Genomic DNA, 25845 nt, shown 5'->3' on the forward strand with positions numbered 1-25845 from the left:
GCACAGGATATTGCGTACACTTAATTTGGTCGTGGGTTAAAACCTGTATTTTTTGATGAACTTGTCGGCTTCATGCCTGTGAGTTGCGTGTGTTTTGGAGTGCAAACCCAGGTTTGCAACTCCGCATATCAAATTACAAATTTCATCCACTACCACTTATTTTTTATCGTCTTCTTTGACTTCTTCAAACTCGGCATCAACTACGCCATCATCCGCTTTTTTTGAAGATGAACTGCTAGAATCATCTCCTTCACCAGATGAATTTTGGGCATAAACCCGCTCAGCCAGTTTGCCCGAAACCTCAGCCAAGCTATTAGTCTTCGCTTCAATAGCATCCTTGTCATCACCTTTGACGGCTTCTTTTAAGGCTTCAATCGCTGATTCAATAGACGATTTTTCATCCGCCGCAACTTGGTCGCCCAAGTCTTTCAAGGATTTTTCAGTCGCATGTATCATGCCATCTGCTTGATTACGCGCAGAAATCAGATCTTTTAACTTGCGGTCTTCATCGGCGTGTAACTCCGCATCCTTAATCATGCGTTGAACCTCATCATCCGATAAACCGCTGGATGCCTTGATTATGATAGATTGTTTCTTGCCCGTCGCCTTGTCTTTTGCGGACACGTTCAAGATACCGTTCGCGTCAATATCAAAGGAGACTTCGACTTGCGGTATACCTCTAGGTGCAGGTGGTATGTCCGCCAGATCAAAACGACCCAGTGACTTATTGGCCGATGCGATTTCGCGCTCACCTTGCATGACGTGGATGGTCACCGCCGTTTGATTGTTTTCTGCGGTAGAAAACACTTGCGACGCATTGGTTGGAATCGTGGTGTTTTTCTCGATGAGTTTGGTCATCACGCCGCCCATCGTCTCAATACCTAGCGATAAGGGAATAACGTCCAGCAACAACACATCTTTCACATCACCAGCCAATACACCTGCCTGAATGGCTGCGCCTAAGGCAACTGCTTCGTCGGGATTGACATCCTTACGCGGCTCTTTGCCGAAGATGTTTTTCACCATCTCCTGCACTTTCGGCATACGGGTTTGACCGCCGACCAAAATCACGTCATGAATATCCGAAATGGATAAGCCGGAATCCTTAATTGCCATCTCACAAGGGCCTTTGGTGCGAAGGATTAACTCCTCAACCAACGATTCCAGTTTGGCACGGGTCAGTTTGACATTAAGATGCTTAGGACCTGACGCATCGGCGGTTATATAAGGCAAATTAACATCGGTTTGCTGGCTGGAAGACAGCTCAATCTTGGCTTTTTCCGCTGCTTCTTTCAAGCGTTGCAAAGCCAATGGGTCGTTGTGCAAGTCAACGCCAGTATCTTTTTTGAATTCGCTGGCAAGGTATTCGATAACGCGTGAATCAAAATCTTCCCCGCCCAAGAAAGTATCACCATTGGTTGATAACACTTCAAACTGATGTTCACCATCAATCTCGGCGATTTCGATGATGGAAACGTCGAACGTACCGCCACCTAAGTCATAAACTGCAATTTTGGTATCGCCTTTGGGCTTGTCCATGCCGAATGCCAAAGCAGAAGCAGTCGGTTCATTGATAATCCGTTTGACTTCTAAACCGGCAATACGCCCCGCATCTTTGGTCGCTTGACGCTGGGAGTCGTTAAAGTAAGCCGGTACGGTAATAACGGCCTCGGTAACTTCTTCACCCAAATAGGCTTCGGCATCTTTCTTTAATTTCATCAGAATTCTGGCTGAAATTTCCGGTGCTGCCATTTTTTTGCCGTTAACTTCGACCCAAGCATCTCCGTTGCCAGCTTCTACGATGTTATAAGGCACCATTTTGATGTCTTTTTGTACAACATCATCTTTGAAACGGCGACCGATCAATCGTTTGATTGCAAATAAGGTATTTTTTGGGTTAGTGACGGATTGCCGTTTAGCTGATTGCCCAACCAACACTTCATCATCATTGGTAAATGCAATGATTGAAGGGGTAGTACGTGCGCCTTCGCTGTTTTCAATGACTTTCGCCACGCCATTTTCTAACACGGCAACACAGGAATTTGTGGTACCTAAATCTATGCCAATAATTTTTGCCATTGAATGCTCCAGACTTGAATTTGTTAAGTAAAGTGAATGTTAAAACCGATATGAGGGCTTTTTTAGCTTATTCAAGCCTGTTTATTATCTTCCGGCGATTTTTTTGCAGGTTTCTCTGGCGTTTTCGCCACGACAACCATAGCAGGACGCAATAACCGTCCATTTAGGGTGTAACCTTTTTGGAATACATTAACCACTGTATTCGGTGTTGCATCTTCCACTTCCTGCATTAACACTGCCTGCTGCTGCTCGGCATTGAAAGGTTCACCGACTGGATTTACCGTCATGACGTTGAATTTTGCAAATACGGTTTCAAATTGCTTAATGGTCAATTCACTGCCTTCACGAAATTTTTTGACTTCCTCGCTTTCGCCTGTTGCTGCTTGTAAGCCCAGTTCAAGGCTATCCAATACCGACAATAGTTCTTTGGCAAAACTGTTCAGCGCGTATTTGTGTGCATCTTCCAGGTCTTTTTGGGTGCGTTTTCTCAGATTTTCCATTTCCGCCTGGGTTCGGATTGCCTTATCCCAGTTTTCCTGGGCTTTTTGCTCGGCTGCTGCCAGTTCTTGCTGCAATTCTGCTATGAGCGTTGCTTGCGATGGCGGTTCATTCAGCGAGAGTTCCTCTTCTGCTAAACCTTCATCGGATAAGACTTCTTCTAGGATTTCGTCGTTTTCTTTTGAATCAAGCTGTGTTTCAGTTTGTTCCTGGTCGGTACTCATTTTTTTGATGCCTTAATGAAAAATAATAGTCCTATGAAGATGGGGTCGCAGATTTAGGATTCAAGGCTGCGCCCAATAATTTTGCGGTAATATCGACGAACGGGATGATTTTTTCATAAGCCATGCGGGTAGGGCCAATAACGCCCAGCACCCCAACCACTTCGTCGCTGATAGAATAAGAAGAGGTCACTAAGCTGCACTGATCAAACGCCTTATAACCGGATTCCTCGCCGATAAAAATCTGTACGCCTTCGGCTTTCATACAATGATCCAGCAAATGCAGCACGGATTGTTTTTGGCTGAATGCTTCAAATAATTTTTTCAGGTTGTCCCTGCCAGCCAATTCGGAAAAGCCCATTAAGTTAGTTTCGCCAGCTAACACATAATCTTCTTTCTTATCATTGGGTTCTAACGCTAACTGGGCAATTTTAATGGCATTTATCATGCCTTGGTTCATGCGCTGTTGATCTTCCTGCAATTCCTTCAAAACGGCTTCGCGCACCGCTTGCAAGCTACGACCAGCATAAATCGAATTGATAAAATTGGCTGCCTGTTGCAATTCAGAAGCGGAAAATTTCTTATCAGTCTGGATGATTTTGTTATGGACTTCCTGCTCGTTAGTCACAAAAATGACCAGTACGCGGGTATTGGATAGCGGCAAAAACTCGATGTGGCGCAAGCAAACCGTTTCGCGCTTAGGTAAGGTGACGATACCTGCCATTTGGGTCAGTTCGGCCAGCAACCTAGAGGCCTTGCCGATTACGTCACTATTATCATCCTTAACTGCCAAACCTTCGTGCAAGCGAAATAAGTCTTTTGATTCCAATGGCTTGAAGGTCAACAGGGTATCCACAAACATGCGGTAACCGCTGACTGTGGGAATCCGTCCCGCAGATGTATGCGGAGAATGCACCAGCCCCATGTCTTCAAGATCTGCCATGACATTACGGATGGTGGCGGGACTCAGGTTTAATTCCGAACCTTTGGACAGCACCCTCGAACCCACGGGTTGTCCATCGCTGATGTAGCGTTCCACCAGCGTTTTTAGTAATTGTAGTGATCGTTCGTTTAAAATTTGAGTGTGTGCCATCTATTACGCCGACTGTAACTAGCACTCTTCCTTTGCGAGTGCCAAAGAAAGAAATTAACAGTCCAACCGTAGCTTGTCAATGTCTACGGTAGTGGCACTGTAAAACACGGGGCGTGTGCGTCAAAAAAACCATCTAACAATAGGTCATATCAGTAATCGATAACGCTTGTTTGGACACTGATTAGGCGTATAGTTAAGCCAGTTTTCTTGTAGGAGAATGTGATGAATTCAGATCAGATAACACCATTAATCCGACGTTATATGCCTAAAAAACCTTTGGATTTTGTGCTTTACGGGGGATTCGCCCTGGCTATCTTCATATTAAGCAACCTGTATTTCAGCGTTAATCCCGATGACAGTCATTGGAATGAATTCAAGGAGGAACACCATTGCGTATTGCGAAAAACGGAGTACGGTGTGCAAAGGTCTAGCTGGGTTTGTGATGATGGCAAAACGTATTTTCGCTGGATGCAGCAACGCTAACTTACGTAACCTTGCACATTGATGGATAAAAAAGACGGTTTCGTGTTAACGAAGACCGTCTTTGTAAGTTGTTAGTGCTAAATCATTATTTAGTCGTCAATTTACCGCTAAGTTGCGCTGACCAAACACCGCAAAAAGTACCAACCACAAAAGAAATTGAAATCACCAATAAAGGGTTACTCATAGAAAAGCCCAATAACACATCTTTATTGAGTTTATCAGGGGTTTGTAACAAATAGGCGAATGTTGAAGAATAGCCTAAAACACTGCAAGGTATCGTCGCAAGCCTGGGGATATTAGCAGCCAAGCACATTACAATTACCGCAGCACACACGGTAAATGCCGCCATAAACGGAAAACCTAACATGGTTGTTGGTGAAATTTCAGTCAACATAATCGCTGTTGCCCATGCCATGAACACACCAAAAATGCCGCAGGTGATGTTATTAACAACCGCTTCCTGGTTAGCACCCAGCAAGAAATAAGCCGCCCAGGCGATAGTTGCTGCCCATATAAAAAAGATACCAGCAGTGAGCGGCAATACGGCAAAAAATGTTGCTACACCAGCGATAACGCCAATGCTTAAAGAAAGTGCTGTTAGTTTATCCACGCGAATTCTCCGAAACTCACCTCATTTTAATTATGAAGCCAGGTACACACTGAGGTGTTTCTATAATACCTGACGATTAGAACACGGGCTTCGTTTAACCCGTAGCGTAGGGAATATAGCAGATATTATCCTGGAGTTAAATATTCTGATTGCTACGATCATAAATCAGGCCAGACTAGATGCCGCAAAAGCCTAGCAAATCTGAAAAACTTGATGGTTTTTTGTCGAAAAAACTGAGAGTGTCAGGATGAGTGCAGAAAAATTAGCTGGCTCTGGAATAACTTGGAAGAAGGATTTTTTTGAAGCACTTATCCCAGCCGAACTCGACTGGGATAAACAAAGTGACGGTTTTAGATATTATGACGTGCAATCGGAGCGACTAACATTTTCTTGCGGCTGAAGCCCACTAAACCAGCGATACCTGAACCGAACAACCAAACAGCGGCGGGAACAGGTACAGGCGAAGACAAGCCTTGCTGATTACTCCCAACCAAACTAAATTGCCCGCTGTTAGCCCCATTACAGCAATCCCCAGCCCAAAATGTTTCAAGGATGTAGTTGCCTGCTGATATGGCATTGGTATAAGAAAACATTAATTTACCAAGATTATTTGTTTTTTTCGCTATTAATGCCCTATTCAAATACAAAGCACCGCCATAACCGGCATCCACACCCAATTGGAATAACAATTGGCTAGCATCACTGGAAAAATCAATAATCAGATGTGAGAAAGTGTTATTCCCTCCCCAAATTAAACTGAAATCTGTGATATTTACTGACGTTATCTCGGAAGTTTGAGCATACCAAGATGCCTCAAAATCTGCACTATTAACCCCAGAAGTAATGCTGCGGGTTTCGTATGTGATTGTGGCCGCTTGAACGCTACCCAAGCCAAGCAAAGCGGACAATAAAACAATCGTTTTCATCTGACGTTTCATACATATTTCCTTACGTTAAGAATCTATCTCACACCTTTTTGTTGGGTGATTGTAGATCCAGGTTAATAACACGCTGCAACTCAAGCACTTTGCTTTCCTCGCCAGTTGCTAATAATTATACGGATCGCAGGGAAATATTCTGTGAACGAGGTCACAGTGGCGTGAGATAAAGTGTGACCGAGCTCTCAATATTGAGATAAGTTGATGTCGCAGAGGGATCTAGGTGATCGATAGCTTAAAACTTCATGTCGGCGTGTTGGGTTTTGATACCACAACCTCAGGTCAAACTATTGGGTTACTGGTTTTGGAATGGGGCGTAGCGTTTTAGCAGTCAAATTTTATACTACCCCTTAAACGAACATATCCCAGCCGAACTTGACTGGGATATACCGGACTAACTAACCTAACCTTTATGCAGCAGAAGCAGCGAGCATTTGCTTGCGTCTAAAGCCCATCAAACCCGCAAAACCTGAAGCAAACAACCAGACAGCAGCAGGAACAGGAACCGCAGCCGGAATTGCTGGTGGTGCTGGAGCAAGCGAAACATGCAAGGTGTAATCGTCATTTCTGCTAAGCCCTACCTGCTGACGAGTAGTATTAGAGTATTGACCTACTGACACATAATATAAACCTGGGTTTGCAAGTACACTGCTTATAAAAGAATCCCAAGTATTTGTAGTGCCTGGGTCAAGCACACCGCCATCATCATTACTGACAAGCTCAATACCGTTAGAATCATACAGTTTTATCCAAGAATCCAGGTCAGGCATACCTCTATCTATATCAAAAAACGCCTGTACATTTGCCCGAGCGGTGGTGAATGAATACCAATCCAAGCCATTGTTATTGCTACTGGTAGTTGCATTAACCGAGGCGTGTAAGAATGTTGTTGAGACATTGGTTAAAGGATCGCCAATATTTGCATCCAAAACGCTGTCAAAATTTAAATCGAGATTCAATGCTCTCGCTCTAGTGCTATTGCCTGTCGCATTATTAACAGACACATAAGCCGCCTGAGCAGAACCTAATCCGAACAGTGCTGAACATAATACGATAAGACTAATTTTATTTTTCATTTTAAAACCCTTATAAATAATATAGTTAGGATGATTAGCAGTGCAGCCCTCTTCTTCGTATTCGTACACACTGAAAAAGATCTGTCGCTTTCCGTCCTCACCTCACGATGAGTATGGCTTTTATCTCCTCCCTGTTTGTGCAAAACCTGCACAATGAAACCTTATCCTATTGGAAATTTGAGCTTTTCTGCTTCGCCTTCCAGTTGCAAATAATTATACGGGGTGTAGGGAAATTTTCTGTGAACTGGGTCACAGTGGACTGAGATAAATTGTGAACGGGTTCACAATATTGAGATAAGTCGGGAAGAAAGAGGCTTTATGGCGACAGCTCAACAACCTTTGAATCAATTAAATTTGATATTTCTGCGCTGTCGTAGGAGCAAGCCCTTATTGTTGATCTAACAAAGTGATTGGTGGGTATTCAGCTAGGCACAATACCTGCCTACCCCTACAATGCTCTCGTTAGCTAGGTTATTAGCACTATTCGTACAATGCATTGATAAACTTAGCTTAAATCTACTCACAAATACATCAACTGATCTTTAAGGTAAAGCCAATAGCCTAGCTGCTAATTACAGAATCGAAGCTATTTGCTTTACCAACGACAACAGCTATTGAGTTACAAAACCTTCCCCAGCCGAACTCGACTGAGGAAGGTAAGATTGTGTGCTTTATTCCTTAGGCAATGGCTGGTGCAACCAGCATTTTCTTGCGCCGCGCACCCATCAAGCCAGCAATACCAGAGCCGAACAGCCAAACAGCGGCCGGAACGGGTACGTTAGATAGGTTAACATGATTCTCTAGCGAAACATGTAAGGTGTAATCTTGACCTGGGCTAAGGTCTTGGTTAGGGAACTGTCCAACTGACACAAAATATAACCCAGGATTTGCAAGTACAACACTCAGAAAAGAGTCATAACCATGAACAGAACCTGGATCAGCGACTCCACCGTCATCACTGGCACCAATCAAGGTACCCACTGAATCATACAAGCTAATCCAGGAATCCAGATCAGTCATACCATTGTCAATATCAAAAAAAGCCTGTTGATTAGCTTGGCTAGTGGTAAACGAATACCAATCACGCCCAGTTGTACCGGTAGTTGCATTGGCTGACACGTGAAAAAAAGAGGTGGAGATATTGGTAAATGGGTCGCCAATATTGGCATCAAAGTTTTGATCAAACTGTGCATCCAAATTCAGTGCAGTCGCCATAGAGCCGTTGCCTGTTGCATCATCAACAGTAACATAGGCGGCTTGGGCAGAACCAAAACCCAAAACTGCTGAACAAAGTACGAGCGTACAAATTTGTTTTTTCATGTTAAATACCCTTTAAATAATGAAAGTCAGAATGATTTGCAGTGCAGCCATCTTTTTATCCGTGCCGAGATCTGTCACTTTCCGCCCTCACCTACATGAGTTTGGTTTTTAGCTTCCTTGTTTGTGCGTATCCACTACACAATTCAACCTTTCCCTATGAAGATGCCAGCATTTCTGCCGCCGCTCCAGTTGGTATCCATTATAAGAATTGTAAGGAGAATTTCTGTGAACGGGTTCTCAGTGGGATGAGATAAGTTGTGAACGGGTTCTCAGTTTTGAGATAAAACCGTGCAGGAAAAAACTTTATAGGGGGTTTATTAAAAAACAAACGGTAAATTGGTAAGGGGATTTGCGGGTTTAACCTTAACCTAGCAGACGTAATGATCCGCTAGGGTGGGGGTTAAGATGGGTAGGGCTGGTGGGCAAAACAGCCACACTATATTGTTGCACCCCTCGAAATAAAACCAGAAGTGTAACTGCTGGAAATACCGCCTACTCCCGCTATTTACGACTGATAGCTTAAGCAGGAACGATTGACGAGAGGAATAAATATCTTGATGATTAGGTATTGGCTTTGTTCGCAATATCAAACGAACTAAACCAAATGCGCCCACAGATCGTGTTCATCGGCTTCCTCTATCTCAACGTCAACAAATTCGCCGACTTTTAGATGGGTTGCGCCATCGATGAAGACTTGGCCGTCGATTTCGGGCGCATCAGACTGGCTTCTGGCAACTGCGCCTTCTTCCACCACTTCATCAATCAGGACGGTTTCGATATTGCCTATGCGTTGCTGTAAGCGTCCTGCACTAATCTCAGACTGGCGTTCCATAAAACGGGCTAAGCGCTCCTGCTTGATTTCTTCTGGGATCGAATCAGGCAAATCATTGGCAACCGCTCCTTTTACGGGTGAGTAAGCAAAACAACCAACCCGATCCAGTTGCGCTTCATCCAGAAAATCCAGGAGTTCTTCAAACTCCTGTTCCGTCTCGCCAGGAAAACCGACGATAAAAGTGCTACGCAAGGTAATGTCTGGGCAGACTTCCCGCCATGCCTTGATGCGTTCCAGGTTGTTCTGGCTGGCGGCTGGGCGTTTCATCAGCTTTAAAATTCGGCTGCTGGCGTGTTGAAAGGGAATGTCCAGATATGGCAAGATTTTGCCGTCAGCCATCAATGGGATTACGTTGTCCACATGCGGATAAGGATAGACATAGTGCATCCGCACCCAGATACCCAGATCGCCCAATGCCTCCGCCAGATCATAAAAGCGGGTTTGTACTGAACGTCCACGCCAAAAACGTGGCTGGTATTTCAAATCCAAGCCATAAGCACTGGTATCTTGGGAGACAATCAACAGCTCTTTAACTCCCGCATCCGCCAAACGCATGGCTTCCACCATGACATCATCAATCGGCCTACTGACCAGATCGCCGCGCATGGACGGGATGATGCAAAACGTGCAGCGATGATTGCAACCTTCTGAAATCTTTAGATAAGCGTAATGATTGGGCGTGAGCTTGATGCCTTGCGGCGGCAACAGGCTGGTGAATGGGTCGTGCCTGGGTGGTAGATGCTCATGAACGGAGGCGACTACTTCGTCGATGGCATGTGCGCCAGTCACCTTCAAGACTTGTGGATGCCGCGCTCTTATCTCATCTTCCCGCGCCCCCAAGCAACCAGTGACGATGACCCGACCATTTTCCGCCAGTGCTTCACCAATGCTGTCCAGGGATTCTTCCACAGCCGCGTCAATAAAACCGCAGGTATTCACCACGACCAAATCGGCATCTTTGTAGTTAGGTGAAATGATGTAACCCTCACCGCGCAACTTAGTCAAAATCCGTTCGCTATCGACCAAAGCCTTGGGGCAGCCCAAGCTGATAAAACCTATGTGGGGGGCAGTCATGATATATTAACTAATAAAACTAGGGTCATGCGGTTTATAAAAGCCGCATGACCCAGAAAACAGAGATATGGAAAGTAGAATGTTGACGGCGTGTGAACAGCTGATTTCTAGCCTTACGCCTTTAGCCTTTTACCGCATCAGCAATCGGGTTAAACGCATCAACCTTAGCCTTACCCGTTTTAATCAAATCAATACCCGTATCCACAATCATCTTGCAAAGCCCTGGGGTTTTGTAAACCATCAAGCACAAATAACCCACCGCAGGGATGGCAATCAGTGCGCCGATAAAGCCATGAATACCGACCACGCCCATCAATTTAACAAGTATTGCGACTGCATCAAGCGGCAACAACACCATCGCGCCAAAATATGCCAACACCACAAAAGTGAAAACGGCAAAAACGACAAATTGAAGCAACTTTACTAAGAAGAAATTTAGTTTTTTCATAAGGTTTTGTATGATTCCTGACAAGAATTTAAGGAGATTATCGACCACTTATTAGTGATCCAATCTACCCTGAAAGTTGATTTTTAATGGCGTAATTATAGCTTGAATACATTCAAACCACCTCATCTTTTCGCAGAAAAAAGCGATGCAGAATTGCTCCGGCGATAAATCCGCCTATATGCGCCCATAAGGCCGAACTAGAAGCAGCCCCTGGGACATAAGTCGAGGTGGTAATATCATAAAGTTGGAAAATAACCCACAACCCCAAAAAAGTGACCGCTGGAATATGCACAATAATAGGGAAAAAGAACACTACAACCCGTTCATACGGATAGAGAAAATAATAAGCCGCTAATACGCCAGCGATAGCACCCGAAGCACCAACAACAGGTATCTGTAAAGTAGGCGCGGAATACCATTGCATCATGGTTGCCAACAGACCGCATATTAGGTAAAAAGCGATAAACCGCCATCGTCCCATCCTGTCTTCCACATTGTCTGCAAAAATCCACATAAACCACATATTGAAGATGATATGCAGCCAATTTCCATGCAAGAACAAGCTGGTCAAAAACGATAAATAGCCATCAAACGGCATCCCATTAGCCAGCCCCCACTGCGGATTAGCATAACGGTTAGGTACCATGCCATAGAGATAAATCAGCCTTGCGCTCATCTCGTAAGGAATAACCTGCATGACGAGGAAAATTAAAATACAAATCGTCATCAAACCCCAAGTGACATAAGGCGTTGAATTACATGGCGCTGTATCTCGTATGGGTATCATTTTTTAACCTCGTCAGAATGGTTGGTTTCAGCTTAACGGTTATCGGCACAGTAGCAACAACAAAGTGATTTAATCATAACCTTACTCCAATAAGTTTATAATGACCTGAAGAATATCTTTGCTCCTTGGCCTCGCGCTCAATACCTTTAAGTTTAATGCAAAATTCCACAAACGCTACACCCTCATTTACCGAATTTGATCTGGACAAGCGCTTGCTTAAAGCGATTGAGAAGAGTGGCTACGAAACGCCTACCCCCGTTCAACAGCAAGCCATTCCGCCCACACTTGCACATCGGGATTGTCTGGTCAGCGCCGAAACTGGCAGCGGCAAAACCGCCGCTTATTTATTGCCCACCCTGCAACAGTTACTGGCTTTACCCGCTAAGCCACTGGGTGTTCAGGTGCTAATCCTTTGCCCTACCCGCGAACTTGCCCAGCAAATCTTCGGTCAATGTCAACAATTCTGCGAATTCACCCCGCTAAAAACCGGAATCATTACTGGCGGCAGCGACTTCAAAAAGCAACAAATGGCGCTGACAAAAGGCACTGACATCATCATTGCCACCCCAGGCCGCCTTCTGGAACACTTTCAACTGGCAACATCCTATTTCCAGAATCTAAGCGTACTGATACTTGATGAAGCAGACCGTATGCTGGACATGGGCTTTAGCGATGACGTGCTGACGATTGTCGAAACATGCAATAAGCAACGCCAAACCCTCCTATTTTCGGCGACTTTAACCCATTTCGGCGTGATTAAAATCGCCGACAAAGTGCTAAAAACCCCAAAAGTAATTGCGTTAAACACCCTGCATGATGGCCATCGCAACATTGCCCAGCACCTTATACTGGCCGATGACCATGACCATAAGCTGAAACTGCTGGCACATCTGCTCGCGCATGAAAGCTTCGACAAAGCCCTGGTTTTTACCAATACCCGTCTAAGGGCAGACGAATTGCATAATTCAGTCCGTGGCGCGGGCATACGCTCCGGCTTGCTACACGGCGAGATGGACCAAAAAGACCGTAACCGGGTCATGGCGCTGTATCGGGACGGCATCATTAACACCTTAATTGCCACCGACTTAGCCGCCCGTGGCCTGGACATCAAAGGCATCAACCTCGTCATCAACTTTGACATCCCCCGCAACGGCATTGATTACATCCACCGCATAGGCCGCACCGGACGCGCCGATGAACAAGGCACCACCATCGCCCTCGTCAAACACACCGAGTGGAACTTAATGGCAGGTATCGAACGTTTTTTAAAGCAGGACTTTATCCGCCGTACCCTTAAAGGATTGGAAGGCAGCTACAAAGGCCCGAAAAAACTTAAATCATCCGGCAAAGCCGCTGGCAGCAAAGACAAGAAAGAACCGGCTAAAAAAGCGGTGGTTAAAAAAGTGAAAGTGCGGGAAAGGGATAGGAAAAATGTGGGAAAAAGGCGTGTTCCAAGTGATAAAACGGCAACGGAATAGTCCGTAGGCTGGGTTGGTAAACCCAGCTATTATCGACCGTGCTGGGTTTACCAACCCAGCCTACATTTACCTGTTTCCTATCAAACAAATTGATAATCAACGCCAAGATAATGCTCACGATTAACATAGATACAATCGGGATGAATACAAAGCTTTTTTCATTCTGAATACGGATATCACCCGGCAACGGAATAGATTGAATTTTAGCATTAAGCAGTGCGCTTCAAATCAAAACAGCTCATTACATGAGAGTCGAGTTCACACAAGGTTCATCTTAACGACTGATAATGACTTTCTTAAAACAATAACGCATTAACCACCAACCTATCTTGATTAATCTGGAAATTCTCATGAAACGATTGCCGCTGTTGATAGCTATTATCCTATTCGCTATAACTATGGATAGTGCATTTGCTGCTCCGCACGTTAAACAGCATAAGAAATCCGTACAGGTCAGCGAAAGCAAAGCCATGCAGTGCGTGGCTTTTAGCCCTTATGTCGGTAATATTAACCCAGATTTTGGCGCACAGCCGTCTCATGAATTGATCGACACGCTGTTGGATAAGCTGGTCAAAGAAACCCGATTCCGCTGTATTATGACCTACGGCGTAATGAATGGTTTGGAATACACGTTTACGGCGGCGGAAAAACGAAAACTTAAGGTGATTGCGATAATCTGGCTGGATAAAGACATTGCCGTCAATGACCAATCCATTGCCAGCGGTATTCAAGCAGCTAAAGCGTTTCCTAATACGATAGTCAAACTGAGTTGCGGCTCTGAGGTCAGGACGCGACATGGCAATGTTTTCGATGCTGAGATTATTAAATGTATTGATCGCTTGCGTAAAGCGGAAGTAAAGCAGCCTATTACCACGATTGATACTTGGTGGGAATGGTGTAATCGCGCTACGCCTTGCCAAAAAACCGGCTTTGAAGCCAAGGTGGATTGGCTTGGCATCAATATTTTTCCGTGGTGGGAGAATAAACATGCAGGCGTGCATTCGTGCATCCCTGCCGATAAGGCGGCTGACTTCCACATTGCCAGGCTTGAAGATATTCGCAAAACTTATCCTGACAAAGCCTTAACGCTTACCGAATTTGGCTGGCCTAATGCCCCTGAAGGTGGCACAGAAACCAATACCCATACCGGTCAAAAATGCGGTATAGCCGGACAAAAGAATCAGCTTACAGTCATTAAATCTACCTTGCAAAAACTGGCTAAAAAGAACTGGGGCGGCAATGTATTCGAGGCTTTTTCAGAACAATGGAAACCGAATGATGAAGGTAATTTTGGGGCTCACTGGGGAATCTGCCAAGGCAAACCACCTTATACCTGCGTGAAGGATTTTAAATAGCGCATCCTGCCTGTGTTTTTTGATGGACTTGTCGGCTTCATACCGGTGAGTCGCGTGTATTTTGGAGTGACAAACCTAGGTTTGTCACTCCGCCCTATATCAAGTCACAGGTTTAACCCACTACCAAACTCAGGATAACCTAGCCGAACCATGAATGGAATCAACAAGTTCAGTAATTTCTACCACAAAAAAGCTAGCACGCCTTATGTTTTAAGTAAAAATTCGACTATAGTTAGCGTTTTTTTGTGTCGGTAACCCTAGTCCGTCATTGCTATTCATTTTAATCCCTATCTCAGAGAACCACGATACATGAAGATTGTGAAACATATCCTACTCATATTGACAGCATCAGTTTTGATGCTGGTTTCGCATACAGCTATGTCCCGCCATGCGGCACTGTTGATTGATGCTGATAGTGGCAATGTGTTGTATGAGATGGAAGCCAATCAGTCGTGGTATCCGGCTTCGCTCACAAAATTGATGACGTTGTACATGGCTTTTTCCGCATTGGAATCTGGGCGATTGCGCTTAAGCGATTCGATGAATATCTCCAGTCATGCTGCCCATCAACCGACCAGTAAACTGGGTTTACGCGCATGGGATTCAATTTCCGTTGAAGATGCTATTTTGGCCGTCGTCACCCGTTCTGCTAATGATGCTGCGGTGGTACTTGCAGAAAGAATAGGCGGCACTGAAAGCCAGTTTGCCATACAAATGACATCGACAGCGCATAGCTTAGGAATGTACGGCAGCCATTTTATGAATGCAACCGGATTACCACACGACTGGCAGACTACAACCGCGCATGATATGGCGTTGCTGGCCTTGAAAATACAGAAGAACTTCCCCCAGTATTACCCTTATTTTGCGGTAGATAGCCTTTATTACAATGGTCGATATTTACGCAGCACGAACAAGTTTGTCGCCAATTACCCCGGCGCAGAAGGCATGAAAACCGGCTATACCTGTGGCTCTGGTTACAATCTGGTTGCTTCTGCCAACCAATACGGCAAACGCCTGATCGGTGTCGTGTTAGGCGGCATGAGCAGCGCCGAGCGCTATCAGCACATGTTTACTATGATGGATATTGGCTACTCGAATGAATACGGCTCGTATCATTCAAAAAACATTAATTCAATGAGCAAGAATTCGGTTGGCACACCACCTTATCAGCTTTCTTGTGGGCATCGACCTTCATCGCATTTTGCCTCTCGACACGAAGATGATGACGACCATCATGTCCGTTATGTGAGGAAAACGACTCATATCTCTCATCATGCTTCAAATAGCAGAAACGAAAGCCGAAGAACGGTCACAAAAATCAGAATAGCGGGGAAAACCAAAACGATTGTGAAGTACGCTTCTGAATCACGGCGGGTAGCAAAATCGAGCAAGAATAGCCATCATGCAAGCAAAAAGACTAACAAAACCAAGGTTGTCGCCACATCCAAGAAAAGCAGTAAAAAAGTGGTAGAAACCGTTGCTAAAAGTAAAAAATCCACCAAATCAGGAAAAGCCATTCAAGTCGCTAAAGCCAGCTCTCACAGCAAGGGCTATTTTGTTCCTACTACCAAGGATAAGAAAACAAGCTCATCGGCTAAAAGCAAAAATAAGGGTTATTTCAAATCCGAAAGCTCAAGCAAATCGGTAGCTAAAAGCAGTGCTAAGAGCAAAAAGGCGACTAAGAAAAAGTCTTGATAGGTATCCAACTCTTTGATTAAGCATAAAAATCCGGTTTAATCAACATTAATGGATTTATCGCCCCGCAGCTTTTCAAACGGCATTAAATGGATGCCTTCTGCAAGCAGCGAAATCTTGACCTGCTCCCCCTGCCCTAAGTCATTACGCCTTGCAACGTGAATTGGCAAGGTCATGGTAATAACGACATTTTCCGGTGCATCACAGGCTATCTGGGCAATCGCATATTCACTCAGCACCGTATAGCTGGCAACAATACCGGACAAGGGATTTTCGCGTTCGCCGTTGGAGGGTCGATGCCGACGATGCAACAGTACATTTGCTGATTGAATCATCCAACAAACTTTTACTCCTGGCAGATAATCAGGCTGGTAGTTTGCTTCTAACACCACGCCTCTCCACCTTATCAACGTTTTTTGGGCTTGTGGATTATGACTAACAACATGGGCAACGAACAAATTTTGTTGATCCATTAGCCGAGCTACCGTTGCGCTAACAGGATGGGCGGCAACATCCAATGGCGTTCCGGTTTGCAAAGTAACACCTTTATGCAAAATGCACAGCTTGTCAGCAAGCAGGGTGGCTTCTTCCAGGTCATGCGTGACCAAGATTATGGGCATGGATAGCGTTCGACGTAATTCGGCAAGTTCACGATACAAACGCCGTCGAGTTACCTGATCTACCGCCGAAAACGGTTCATCCAGCAATAACACCTTGGGTTCTCTTGCCAACGCACGGGCGACTGCTACCCGCTGTTGCTGTCCACCGGACAAGGTCTTTGGATAGCGATCTTCCAAACCACTAAGATGAACACGACTTAAAATTTCCTTCGCATACTCGCTTCCAGCTTGTTTAGGCAGGTGTGCCAAGCTTTCCTGCACATTTTGGATAGCGGTCAGATGGGGGAATAAGGCGTAGTTTTGAAAAACCATGCCAACCTTACGCTGGTGGGCGGCGAGGAAATGCCCTGCTGAACTGTCTTGCCAAAGCTCCTCTTGGCATTTAACAAAACCTTGTTCGCTTTGATGCAGCCCAACAATTGAACGCAAGACTGTGGTCTTGCCGCTACCTGAAGGTCCTACCAGTGCCAGCATTTCGCCTTTCTGACAATTGAATGTAACATCTAGCGGTATCGGCTTGGCTTGCCTTAATCTTACCGCTACTCCCTGTCCATCAATGTCCAGTCTCATAGCATTTCCGGCATTGCTATCGTCAACCATACCGTCTCTTAGTATAGTCACCCACCGCATAACTTAGCGCAATCGTCACTAGCGAAAACACCAGCAATACCGCCGACATCGACGCAGCAGCGCCATTATCGAATGCTTGCACACGGTCATAAATGGCGATAGCAATGGTTTTGGTTTCGCCAGGAATACTGCCCCCAACCATCAATACCACACCGAATTCGCCTAAGGTATGGGCAAATGTTAGGACGACAGCAGAAACAATACCGGGCCAGGATAAAGGCAATTCAATCCGCCAGAACACCTTAGCGGGTGTCATGGCGCAACACGCACCCGCTTCCCTGAGTTCTCGCGGAATGGCTTCAAATGCGCGTTGTATGGGTTGAATGGCAAAAGGTAGATTGAATAAAATGGATGCAACAACCAATCCTTCAAAGCTGAATACCAGGGTGTGACCCAGCCATCTTTCCAGAAAACGACCTAGAACGGTAGCGTTTCCCAGTGAAATCAACAGGTAATAGCCTAATACCGTAGGCGGTAGGACAAGTGGAATCGCCAATAACGCCTGCACCGCGCTTTTTCCGTAAAAATGGTGATAAGCGAGCCAGCGTCCGGTCAGCAGACCGATAGGCAACAAAACTAAAACGGTGCATCCGCTCAGTTTCATTGATAACAATAAGGCTTCCCAATCCATGACTTACTGCGGTGAAGTAAAGCCGTAACGCTGTAGAATCGCTTTGGTTTTGGGCAATTGTAAAAAAGCATAAAACGCTTTGGCGGTAGCACCTGCTGTTTTTGTCAGCACCATTCTTTGTTTTAACGGCGGATGACTGTATTCCGGTAGCAACACATAGTTGCCTTCTATCTTTAGTTTTGGTGAAAGCATCAAAGAATAAGCAAAAATACCGCCTTGCGTGGAATCAGAGATGGCAAACTGGGCAGCCTGGGCGACATTCTCCCCCAGCACTAAATGAGGTTGTATAGATTCCCATAAACCAACTGAGGTAAGTGCCGCTTTAGCTGCACGGCCATAAGGCGCATGTTCAGGATTAGCAATCGCAAAACGCTTGATTTCGCCATTTTTCAATGCCAGCTCTAAGCCTTGCATTGCGCTGTCTACCCGCAAAGCTGAACCTTTTGGCGCGTATAAAACCAATCTGCCAATTGCGTATAACTGACCATCATCAAGGGTTTTGTGCTGTTTAGCCAACTCCAAAACATACTTTTCATCGGCGGACATAAACAGCTCATAAGGTGCGCCTTGCATGATTTGCCGGGCAAAATTTCCCGACGAGCCGAAGCTGAATTTTACCGTCAATCCCGTTTCTTGGGTGAATTCTTGCGCGACTTCTTCAAGGGCAAATTGTAGGTCGGATGCAGCAGCTACGATGGTCGTATCAGCGGCATATATGTTCAGACTTAAGCAAAATAATCCTGCAAAAAGAAATTGTAACGTCTTGCGTTTGAAAACGGCTGGGCTTGCATTTGACACTATTTTTTGCTCAAATTAATTGCAATTGAACGAGCAGTCTTACTCGCATTTCATGACTGTTTGCTTATAGTAATTAGAGATGAAATCCGGTTAGTAGACAATGAGTCAAATACTTATCGCGATAAGGTATATTCAGTACATTGAATAATGTGATGCCAAGCATTAATAATCGAGGTCATTTAGCCGCAATTGTCCGGCGTGGACGCTCTCAGGCAGGCAAGTTGGGCTATAGGATCGAATTACAAAGAATGGTGGTATAAAGCTAAAACCTGCCGCACGTAGTTTTGCGTTTCTGGATAAGGTGGGATGGAGTTGTTGTGTCGTATTACTGCATTTTCGCCGGCATTATAAGCGGCTACGGCAAGCCTTAGATTGTAATTGAACATACCCAATAAATCCTTTAAATACCGCGTACCGCCATCAACATTCTGGACTGGGTCAGTACGGTTAAGCACCCCGTAGCGTTTGGCTGTACCGGGCATCAACTGCATTAATCCGACTGCGCCTGCTGGGGATACGGCACTGGAGTTATACGCGGATTCTGTTTGGATGACGGCGTGAACCAATCTTTCTTCAACCCCGTTTCTGTAGGCGGCATTGGCGATAAGGTTAGAGAATTTGCTCTTATTGACGCTTCGATTGCTGAATATATCGCTAAAGCTATGAAATAGTGTGGGGTAAGTATTGCCCTCCCTATTCCTGAATCGGCTTTCACTAATCATCTTAAGCCGATATGGACTGGTCTTGATGATGCGCTTATACAGGGGATTTCTGGGTTCGTCTGTGTAGTGGATACGTCCATTGGTATCAACGAATTTATAAATGTCCGCAATCGCCAGATTTGAGATCAATAAGGTCAATAAAAAAAATAGTTTTTTTATCATTTAATACCCGCTATTCGCAATGAATACCCACTAAACCAGCGGCCTTAACCGCCCTATTTCTCGCTTCTTCAACTGTTTCAGCCGAAGCCAGCGCCACGCCCATTCTCCTGTTAACTAATGCTTCCGGTTTGCCAAATAGCCTGATTTCGCTATCAGGCACTGCCAACGCAGCATCTAAACCATTATAAAAAAAGTCCTTTGCATTAATATTGGAGAGAATTACAGCACTAGCACCGTGTTTTTGCAAGCTAGTATCTACTGGCAGCCCTAAAATAGCGCGTACATGTAATTCGAATTCATTCTGTTTCTGTGTGGTCATTGTAACCATACCTGTGTCGTGCGGTCTGGGACTTACTTCACAAAACCAGACATTGTCCCCCTTAACAAACAACTCAACGCCGAATAAACCCACCCCACCTAATGCTTCTGTTACCTTATTAGCTATATCTTTAGCCGTTTCCAATGCCGATGCAGTCATTGCCTGCGGTTGCCAGCTTTGGCGGTAATCGCCATTTTCCTGGATATGGCCTATGGGTTCACAGAAATAAGTCTGGATATTGCCTTCGCTATTTACCGCCCTTACCGTCAATAAGGTGATTTCAAAGTCAAAATCGATTTTGGATTCGACAATCACTTTTCCGGTATCAACCCTGCCACTGACTTTAGCATAATTCCACGCTTGTTCAAGTTGCTCGGCACTTTTAACCATGGTTTGGCCTTTGCCCGAAGACGACATGGTCGGTTTAACAAAGCAGGGATAACCGATTCCGCCATCAACGGCGGCTTTTAATTGCCCAAAACTTTCGGCAAATGCGTATTTTGAGGTGGGTATTTGTAGCGTTTCGGCAACCAAGGTACGGATGCCTTCGCGGTTCATAGTGAGCTGGATTGCCCTGGCGTTTGGTATTACACGACAAAGCCCTTCAGCTTCGATCTCAGCCAAAGCATCAGTTGCTATCGCTTCTATTTCAGGAATGATAAGGTCGGGGCATTCTAAATCAATGATTTTGCGTAATTCTTCCGCATCGGTCATCGTGATGACATGGCTACGATGGGCGACTTGTTGGGCTGGAGCGTTGGGATAGCGGTCTACGGCGATGACTTCCACACCGTAGCGTTGCAAGCAGATAGCGATTTCCTTACCCAGCTCACCAGAACCAAGCAGCATCGCTTTGGTTGCGCTATTAGTTAACGCACTACCTAACTTCATTTTGACGTATCTGGTTGACTATCAAAATAACTATCAATGTCTTCCTTAGAAAAACCAATCTTCTTTGCGACACGATCCGCATGGCTGACTCTGGAAATACCCGGAATTAAACGATAAGTCGGCGCATCATTGGCAAATTCAACCTGTTTTGCATTGCCCGTGCCTGCTTTGGCAAATTGATCGACTAATTGATGGTTGTGGGTAATCAGGATGGTGCTGTTGCCTTTTCGATAAAAGCCGTTGAGGACATTAGACGAAGCCTCCATTTTTTCTTCAAACGTCGTGCCTTCAGAAAGCTCGTCCAACACCACCAAACTTTTTGCTGACGATGCTAAAAAGATGTCTTTGGTGCGTTTTAATTCGGTACCAAAGCGCCCTTCGCCATCATCCAGATGGCTTATTTCCGGCACTTGATAGAAAACCTTGTCAGCTACCGTCAAGCTTGCCGTTTTAGCAGGAATATAACCGCCAATCTGCGCCAGCACTTGAATTTGCGTCACCGTTTTGCAAAATGCCGTTTTGCCGCCGCTATTTGGTCCCGTCAGCAATACCAATTTTTCGTCGTCCAATTCAAAATCATTGCCGACATAATTGGGATTTTCCTTACCTAATACGGGGTTAACTGCTGACGTTAGATTAATACGATGGTGTTTGACATCTTCAAACTTAGGTAGGACGGTACTGTGCGGGAAGTTATCGGCAAATTTCATGAACGACAGTAATTCGTCGATTTGCCCCAAAGCATCCAGCAATTCGGCGACTGGCTCGGCTTTTTTATACTCGTTTCTTAACGGAATAATGCAGTTATCGCGGTCATATCCGCCCACAATAGGGAAATACAGCAACAATAAAGGTCCTAAAAACACCGCTACGGTACGCAGTGAAGGCGCGATACTGACGGGTGAAAAAAGGGAAATCAGCCACAACAGCGCAAAAATCGATCCAAGCAGCATAGGTTTGAAAATTTGCGGCTTAAATATAACCGGAACTGGAAAATAAGACTCCCCGCGCTCTTCTTTGGACGTGATTTTACCTTCTACAAAATAAACTGGACCTTGCATCAGCGAGTAGTAGCGTGATTCTGAAAACACTTTTACTTTATTGAAAAGCTCAGTTAGATACTTTCCTTTAGGCTTTTCAGCCGCTTGGATACTACTAACGAAATCCTGGATAAAACTTACACCACTTTTGTACTGCTTATACCCGTAGCCTTCTATTTCATTTTTGGCTCGTGCTTGTGAAAATGCCCCTAAAAATTCACCAAACAATAATAAATGTAGGTTTTTTTCATTGATTGCAGCACTGGCAACCAGTTGTTCAAGTTGTTCTTTTAGTTTTTGATTTTTTTGCAGTTCCAGTAAAGCATCTTGCTTTGCCTTGATTGCCTTTAAATCGCTTAATGGCTGGCACAAAGATCGATACAGCACCGCTTGACCGACATTAGTTGAAGCATGATTGACGGCTTCAAAAACCTTGTCAATTTCAATCGTGTTAAATGCGGTTGCATCAATAACACCCTCGCCCATTGGCAACGGTTGACTGGATTTTATGGTAGGCCAGGTTTCTTCCTGCCAGCTATTTAGTATGGTTTCTTGCATGTAACGACCTTAAATCGACAGGAATAGGTTACTGATAGGTTAACAATAGCTAGGTAAGCCACTCATCAAGCAGATTAGCGACTGATTAACGTTAAAAACTCGGAGCGGGTGCTGATTTCCTTACGAAATGCACCCGTCATCACCGAAGTTGTCATCACTGAGTTTTGCTTCTCAACGCCGCGCATCATCATACATAAATGCTTGGCTTCAATGACCACGGCAACGCCGCGTGCACCCGTTGCTTGCATGATGGCATCGGCAATTTGTTTGGTCAGCCGTTCCTGAATTTGCAGCCTTCGGGCATACATATCAATCACGCGAGCAACCTTGGACAAGCCCAGGACTTTGCCACAAGGCAAATAACCAACATGGCATTTGCCAATAAACGGCAGCAAATGATGTTCGCACAATGAATACAATTCGATGTCTTTGACGATGACCATATCCTCAGAATCTGCGGTAAAAATCGCATCATTCAAGACTTCTTCTAGTGTTTTATCGTAGCCATTATTAAGAAATTTGAATGCCTTAGCCGCACGTTTAGGCGTATCGAGCAAGCCTTCTCGGTTTAAATCTTCGCCAATGGCCGCGATAATTTTTGAAAATTGTTCTTCCATCGTATGTTGCTCTTACTTATTTTAGTTTCAGAAGTATACCTTAATGAAAGGTAAAAGCTATGGCATCACGCACCACATTGATACCCGCATTCGGGGTAGTAGCATTCTCGCTCAAATGTCGCCGCCACGCCCTCGCGCCCGGTTCACCATGAAAAAGTCCTAAAATATGGCGAGTGATGCTGTTCAAGCGAACACCCTGGGTTAATTGACCTTCAATATAAGGCAGCAATGAGTCCATAATTTCATGGCGTGATTTTGACGGCTCATTAGCATTAAAAATACGTTTATCAACTTCTGCCAACATATAAGGATTCTGGTACGCCTCACGACCCACCATCACGCCATCAAGACACTGCAACAGATTTTCGGTTTGATCCAAAGTTATAACGCCACCATTGAGGATAATTTCGAGCTGAGGAAAATCTGTCTTTAATTGATAAACCTCGTCGTATTTTAGGGGTGGAATCTCCCGATTTTGCTTAGGAGACAAGCCCTTTAACAGGGCTTTTCTAGCATGAACAATAAACGTCTCACAGCCCGCGTTGGCAACCTTTTCCACAAATAATGCCAATTCTTCGTAAGAATCCCTATTATCCACACCAATCCGTGACTTTACCGTCACCGGAATCGAAACCGCAGCACACATTGCCGCCACACAGTCTGCCACGAGATCCGGTTCCAACATCAAACACGCACCAAATCGACCATTTTGAACGCGATCACTGGGGCAGCCGACATTCAGGTTAACTTCGTCGTAGCCAAAATCCTCAACCATTTTGGCGCATATCGCCAACTCTCGCGGATTGCTGCCACCCAACTGAAACCCCAGAGGATGTTCTTCAGAATTAAACTGCAAAAACCGATTATGATCGCCATGTATCAAAGCCCCCGTCGTAACCATTTCGGTATATAACAGTGCATGTTGTGAGATAAGTCGATGAAAGTACCTACAATGCCGATCCGTCCAGTCCATCATCGGGGCCACACAAAACCTCGATGCCTTGAAAATACTGTGGTTATTGTTGTGATTATTGGGTTCTATCATTGTATTTAACAAAAATTTTCGTCTATTTTTTGCGCGGTTTTTTACCATAAGATACTCATACTCGCACTAAAGTCTTAGCACATTTTCACGTAGCCGGTAGCTTTCTTGGCGTGCTGATGAGTTATGGAAAAATTCCTGTTACTTTTTCTTAAAAAAATATTATTCTAAGTGCTGACTGTCGCGCTAATCTTGTTGAGTAAAACCATTTTTATAGTTAACTTTCTATAAAAACAGTTAGTTGAATGGGGTTATGACGATTATCTAATAACTGCAAAAGTTTACAGGAAAACATCTGGGTGTTTTGCAAAATGCACACTAATATAAAAAAAATAATCGTATTTGCTGCACTATTAGAACTTGTCTATCTAAGCTTATCCTTTGCTCTCGCGCAACGATACGGGCAATGGTCTTATGAAGGCGAAATTATCAGGACTGGGTTGCGGATAGTTTCTATCGTATTTTATGGTTATTGTTATCAAAAATATTTTTATAAGCCTACGGATTCATTCCAACTAAAAAAGATATTAACGCCGCAATTTATCACTACTATCGTGTTATTTTTGCTGTTTGCCGTTGTTTATACCAACGCAGAACATGAAACGGGCAAGTGGCAACTTGTGTTTGCCATTTCAGGCATTACGGCAGGTTTACGAGAGGAGTTGTTTTACCGCGGTATTGTACAGCAAACTTTGCAACTACAATTCAACCACAGAATCGCCTTATCCGTCGCAACGTTAGTGTTTACCCTATCACATGTTCAATATATTTATTACAGTCAATTCAATGGCTTAATATTGATAGCATGTGCTGGTATTATCTTTGGTAGTCTGTTTATATATACAGGCAGTATCGTGTTTACTGCCTGTATCCATGCCTTATACGATGTCCTCATATCAGTTTATATTGTTCCATTTCGATTAAGTAACGCCCTTCAATTGCCCCTTTTAGTTTTAATTGTGCTTGCGTTTCTGCTAATACTTAACAGGAAGTTTTATGGCTCTCAACAAGCTGATAAGGTTAATGATGTTGATACTGACAACTTAAGTATGGGGTGACACAAACACAGCATCAATACGTTCAGATTCCTCAGCTTTCATCCTACCGTCGGTGCTGAACTTTTCCAAGCTGGCAATTGTTGCACATTGCGATACCACCGTGCGATTTCCGTATAAGGTGTCATAGGATATTGAGCCATTTCTGACAAATCCAGGAATGAGCCGACCGAAAAATCAGCCAAGGTCACGGCATCACCTACCAACCACTCACGACCGTTAATATGCTGCTCCAGCACTTGTGCAAAGCGGTGAAAACGCTCTTCGCCTTTGACAATTTCAGCTAAATCAGCTTCAGCCGACATAAATAGCTTTTTGACGACCCGTTCAAAAATGAACACCGAGCATGCACTGCCCCAGTGCGCTGCTTGCCAAAACTGCCAACGGTTAATGTCGGCTTGTACGTGGGGATCGGCTGAATATAATGCGTTATTCTGCACTTTGGAACACAAGTATTGCATGATGGCATTGGATTCCCACAGGACAAAATCGTCATCTACCAAGGTAGGTATCATGTGATTTGGATTAAGCTTGAGAAAATCTGGCTGCATTTGCTCACCTTTGCTTAAATCCACTACTTCAAGGTCGCAATCTAGCTGCAAATGATGGAGAACAGCAACAACTCTGCGGGAATTGGGAGATATTGGGAAATGATAAAGTTTCATATTAGCCTCACTGTACGATTAGATAGTAACTTGCATAATACAAGTTTCTTAATATTTACATATCACCTTGCATTTTACAAGTGAATTGTTTAGCTTTTATTACAC

The 25845-nt window shown here is 44.6% G+C and carries 25 protein-coding genes and 1 riboswitch; of the genes, 5 read left to right on the forward strand and 20 right to left on the reverse strand.

All coding sequences use genetic code 11. The features are described from left to right. Positions 1-156 precede the first annotated feature (156 nt). From dnaK to hrcA, 3 genes are all read right to left on the reverse strand, one after another. The gene (gene dnaK, locus AC1YY3_RS01185) at positions 157-2079 is read right to left on the reverse strand and encodes a molecular chaperone DnaK (protein WP_481823104.1); all 1923 of its coding nucleotides are present in this window, start codon (positions 2077-2079) and stop codon (positions 157-159) included. A gap of 71 nt (positions 2080-2150) precedes the next feature. Further along, complete coding sequence (gene grpE, locus AC1YY3_RS01190; protein ID WP_481823103.1) at positions 2151-2801, reverse strand: nucleotide exchange factor GrpE; 651 nt, start codon at positions 2799-2801, stop codon at positions 2151-2153. A gap of 31 nt (positions 2802-2832) precedes the next feature. Further along, positions 2833-3891: a heat-inducible transcriptional repressor HrcA gene (hrcA, locus tag AC1YY3_RS01195; protein WP_481823102.1), complete on the reverse strand. Its 1059-nt coding sequence runs from the start codon at positions 3889-3891 to the stop codon at positions 2833-2835. Positions 3892-4113: 222 nt separating this feature from the next. Between hrcA and AC1YY3_RS01200 the strand changes: the two genes are divergently transcribed. Continuing rightward, positions 4114-4374, forward strand: coding sequence for a hypothetical protein (locus AC1YY3_RS01200; RefSeq protein WP_481823101.1), 261 nt, complete (start codon positions 4114-4116; stop codon positions 4372-4374). Between the two features lie 85 nt (positions 4375-4459). Here AC1YY3_RS01200 and AC1YY3_RS01205 read toward each other — a convergent pair whose 3' ends face one another. From AC1YY3_RS01205 to AC1YY3_RS01235, 7 genes are all read right to left on the reverse strand, one after another. Further along, positions 4460-4984, reverse strand: a complete 525-nt coding sequence (locus tag AC1YY3_RS01205; protein ID WP_481823100.1) for a DUF1097 domain-containing protein — start codon at positions 4982-4984, stop codon at positions 4460-4462. Between the two features lie 350 nt (positions 4985-5334). Beyond that, on the reverse strand, positions 5335-5922 hold the full coding sequence (locus AC1YY3_RS01210; protein WP_481823099.1) for a CCXG family PEP-CTERM protein: 588 nt from the start codon (positions 5920-5922) through the stop codon (positions 5335-5337). A 410-nt stretch (positions 5923-6332) separates the two neighbouring features. Beyond that, the gene (locus AC1YY3_RS01215; protein WP_482194245.1) at positions 6333-7067 is read right to left on the reverse strand and encodes a DVUA0089 family protein; all 735 of its coding nucleotides are present in this window, start codon (positions 7065-7067) and stop codon (positions 6333-6335) included. Next, positions 7032-7126, reverse strand: a riboswitch (cyclic di-GMP riboswitch). Its footprint overlaps the gene before it by 36 nt. A gap of 550 nt (positions 7127-7676) precedes the next feature. Continuing rightward, positions 7677-8318, reverse strand: coding sequence for a DVUA0089 family protein (locus AC1YY3_RS01220; RefSeq protein ID WP_481823097.1), 642 nt, complete (start codon positions 8316-8318; stop codon positions 7677-7679). A gap of 595 nt (positions 8319-8913) precedes the next feature. Next, positions 8914-10224: a 30S ribosomal protein S12 methylthiotransferase RimO gene (gene rimO / locus AC1YY3_RS01225; protein ID WP_481823096.1), complete on the reverse strand. Its 1311-nt coding sequence runs from the start codon at positions 10222-10224 to the stop codon at positions 8914-8916. Between the two features lie 121 nt (positions 10225-10345). Continuing rightward, entirely contained in the window at positions 10346-10672 is a 327-nt protein-coding gene (locus tag AC1YY3_RS01230) for a hypothetical protein (protein ID WP_481823095.1), read from the reverse strand. 112 nt (positions 10673-10784) lie between these two features. After that, complete coding sequence (locus AC1YY3_RS01235; RefSeq protein ID WP_481823094.1) at positions 10785-11459, reverse strand: rhomboid family intramembrane serine protease; 675 nt, start codon at positions 11457-11459, stop codon at positions 10785-10787. A 155-nt stretch (positions 11460-11614) separates the two neighbouring features. On the opposite strand from AC1YY3_RS01235, the gene AC1YY3_RS01240 reads away from it, so the two are divergent. Beyond that, a complete protein-coding gene (locus AC1YY3_RS01240) occupies positions 11615-12937 on the forward strand; it encodes a DEAD/DEAH box helicase (protein ID WP_481823093.1) in 1323 nt (440 codons plus the stop codon). Here AC1YY3_RS01240 and AC1YY3_RS01245 read toward each other — a convergent pair. Then, positions 12855-13124, reverse strand: a complete 270-nt coding sequence (locus AC1YY3_RS01245) for a DUF2905 domain-containing protein (RefSeq protein WP_481823092.1) — start codon at positions 13122-13124, stop codon at positions 12855-12857. The genes AC1YY3_RS01240 and AC1YY3_RS01245 overlap by 83 nt on opposite strands. 163 nt (positions 13125-13287) lie before the next feature. Here AC1YY3_RS01245 and AC1YY3_RS01250 point away from each other — a divergent pair, with 163 nt between their 5' ends. Continuing rightward, positions 13288-14292 carry a glycoside hydrolase family 17 protein gene (locus AC1YY3_RS01250; protein WP_481823091.1) on the forward strand — a complete coding sequence of 335 codons (1005 nt, stop codon included), beginning with the start codon at positions 13288-13290 and terminating at the stop codon, positions 14290-14292. Between the two features lie 309 nt (positions 14293-14601). Continuing rightward, positions 14602-15990 carry a D-alanyl-D-alanine carboxypeptidase family protein gene (locus AC1YY3_RS01255; protein ID WP_482194246.1) on the forward strand — a complete coding sequence of 463 codons (1389 nt, stop codon included), beginning with the start codon at positions 14602-14604 and terminating at the stop codon, positions 15988-15990. Positions 15991-16028: 38 nt separating this feature from the next. Here AC1YY3_RS01255 and AC1YY3_RS01260 read toward each other — a convergent pair whose 3' ends face one another. The 8 genes from AC1YY3_RS01260 to dusA form a co-directional block, all read right to left on the reverse strand. Next, positions 16029-17210 (reverse strand): ABC transporter ATP-binding protein, encoded by a 1182-nt coding sequence (locus AC1YY3_RS01260; RefSeq protein WP_482194247.1) that lies wholly within the window; start codon positions 17208-17210, stop codon positions 16029-16031. Then, positions 17203-17871, reverse strand: a complete 669-nt coding sequence (gene modB, locus AC1YY3_RS01265) for a molybdate ABC transporter permease subunit (RefSeq protein ID WP_481823088.1) — start codon at positions 17869-17871, stop codon at positions 17203-17205. Before modB ends, AC1YY3_RS01260 begins: the two co-directional genes overlap by 8 nt. A 3-nt stretch (positions 17872-17874) precedes the next feature. Further along, positions 17875-18669 (reverse strand): molybdate ABC transporter substrate-binding protein, encoded by a 795-nt coding sequence (gene modA, locus AC1YY3_RS01270; protein ID WP_481823087.1) that lies wholly within the window; start codon positions 18667-18669, stop codon positions 17875-17877. A gap of 239 nt (positions 18670-18908) precedes the next feature. Next, complete coding sequence (locus AC1YY3_RS01275) at positions 18909-19553, reverse strand: transglycosylase SLT domain-containing protein (protein ID WP_481823086.1); 645 nt, start codon at positions 19551-19553, stop codon at positions 18909-18911. A gap of 10 nt (positions 19554-19563) precedes the next feature. Next, positions 19564-20763 (reverse strand): formate-dependent phosphoribosylglycinamide formyltransferase, encoded by a 1200-nt coding sequence (gene purT, locus AC1YY3_RS01280; protein WP_481823085.1) that lies wholly within the window; start codon positions 20761-20763, stop codon positions 19564-19566. Beyond that, on the reverse strand, positions 20760-22361 hold the full coding sequence (locus AC1YY3_RS01285) for a MutS-related protein (RefSeq protein ID WP_481823084.1): 1602 nt from the start codon (positions 22359-22361) through the stop codon (positions 20760-20762). The genes purT and AC1YY3_RS01285 overlap by 4 nt, the downstream gene beginning before the upstream one ends. A 74-nt stretch (positions 22362-22435) precedes the next feature. Further along, positions 22436-22978 (reverse strand): GTP cyclohydrolase I FolE, encoded by a 543-nt coding sequence (gene folE, locus AC1YY3_RS01290; RefSeq protein WP_481823083.1) that lies wholly within the window; start codon positions 22976-22978, stop codon positions 22436-22438. Positions 22979-23018: 40 nt separating this feature from the next. Further along, positions 23019-24023 carry a tRNA dihydrouridine(20/20a) synthase DusA gene (gene dusA, locus AC1YY3_RS01295; RefSeq protein ID WP_481823082.1) on the reverse strand — a complete coding sequence of 335 codons (1005 nt, stop codon included), beginning with the start codon at positions 24021-24023 and terminating at the stop codon, positions 23019-23021. 308 nt (positions 24024-24331) lie between these two features. On the opposite strand from dusA, the gene AC1YY3_RS01300 reads away from it, so the two are divergent. Further along, a complete protein-coding gene (locus AC1YY3_RS01300; protein WP_481823081.1) occupies positions 24332-25078 on the forward strand; it encodes a CPBP family intramembrane glutamic endopeptidase in 747 nt (248 codons plus the stop codon). Positions 25079-25116: 38 nt separating this feature from the next. Here AC1YY3_RS01300 and AC1YY3_RS01305 read toward each other — a convergent pair whose 3' ends face one another. Beyond that, entirely contained in the window at positions 25117-25740 is a 624-nt protein-coding gene (locus AC1YY3_RS01305; protein ID WP_481823080.1) for a glutathione S-transferase family protein, read from the reverse strand. Positions 25741-25845: the final 105 nt, after the last annotated feature.

Source organism: Methyloglobulus sp. (assembly GCF_964779595.1).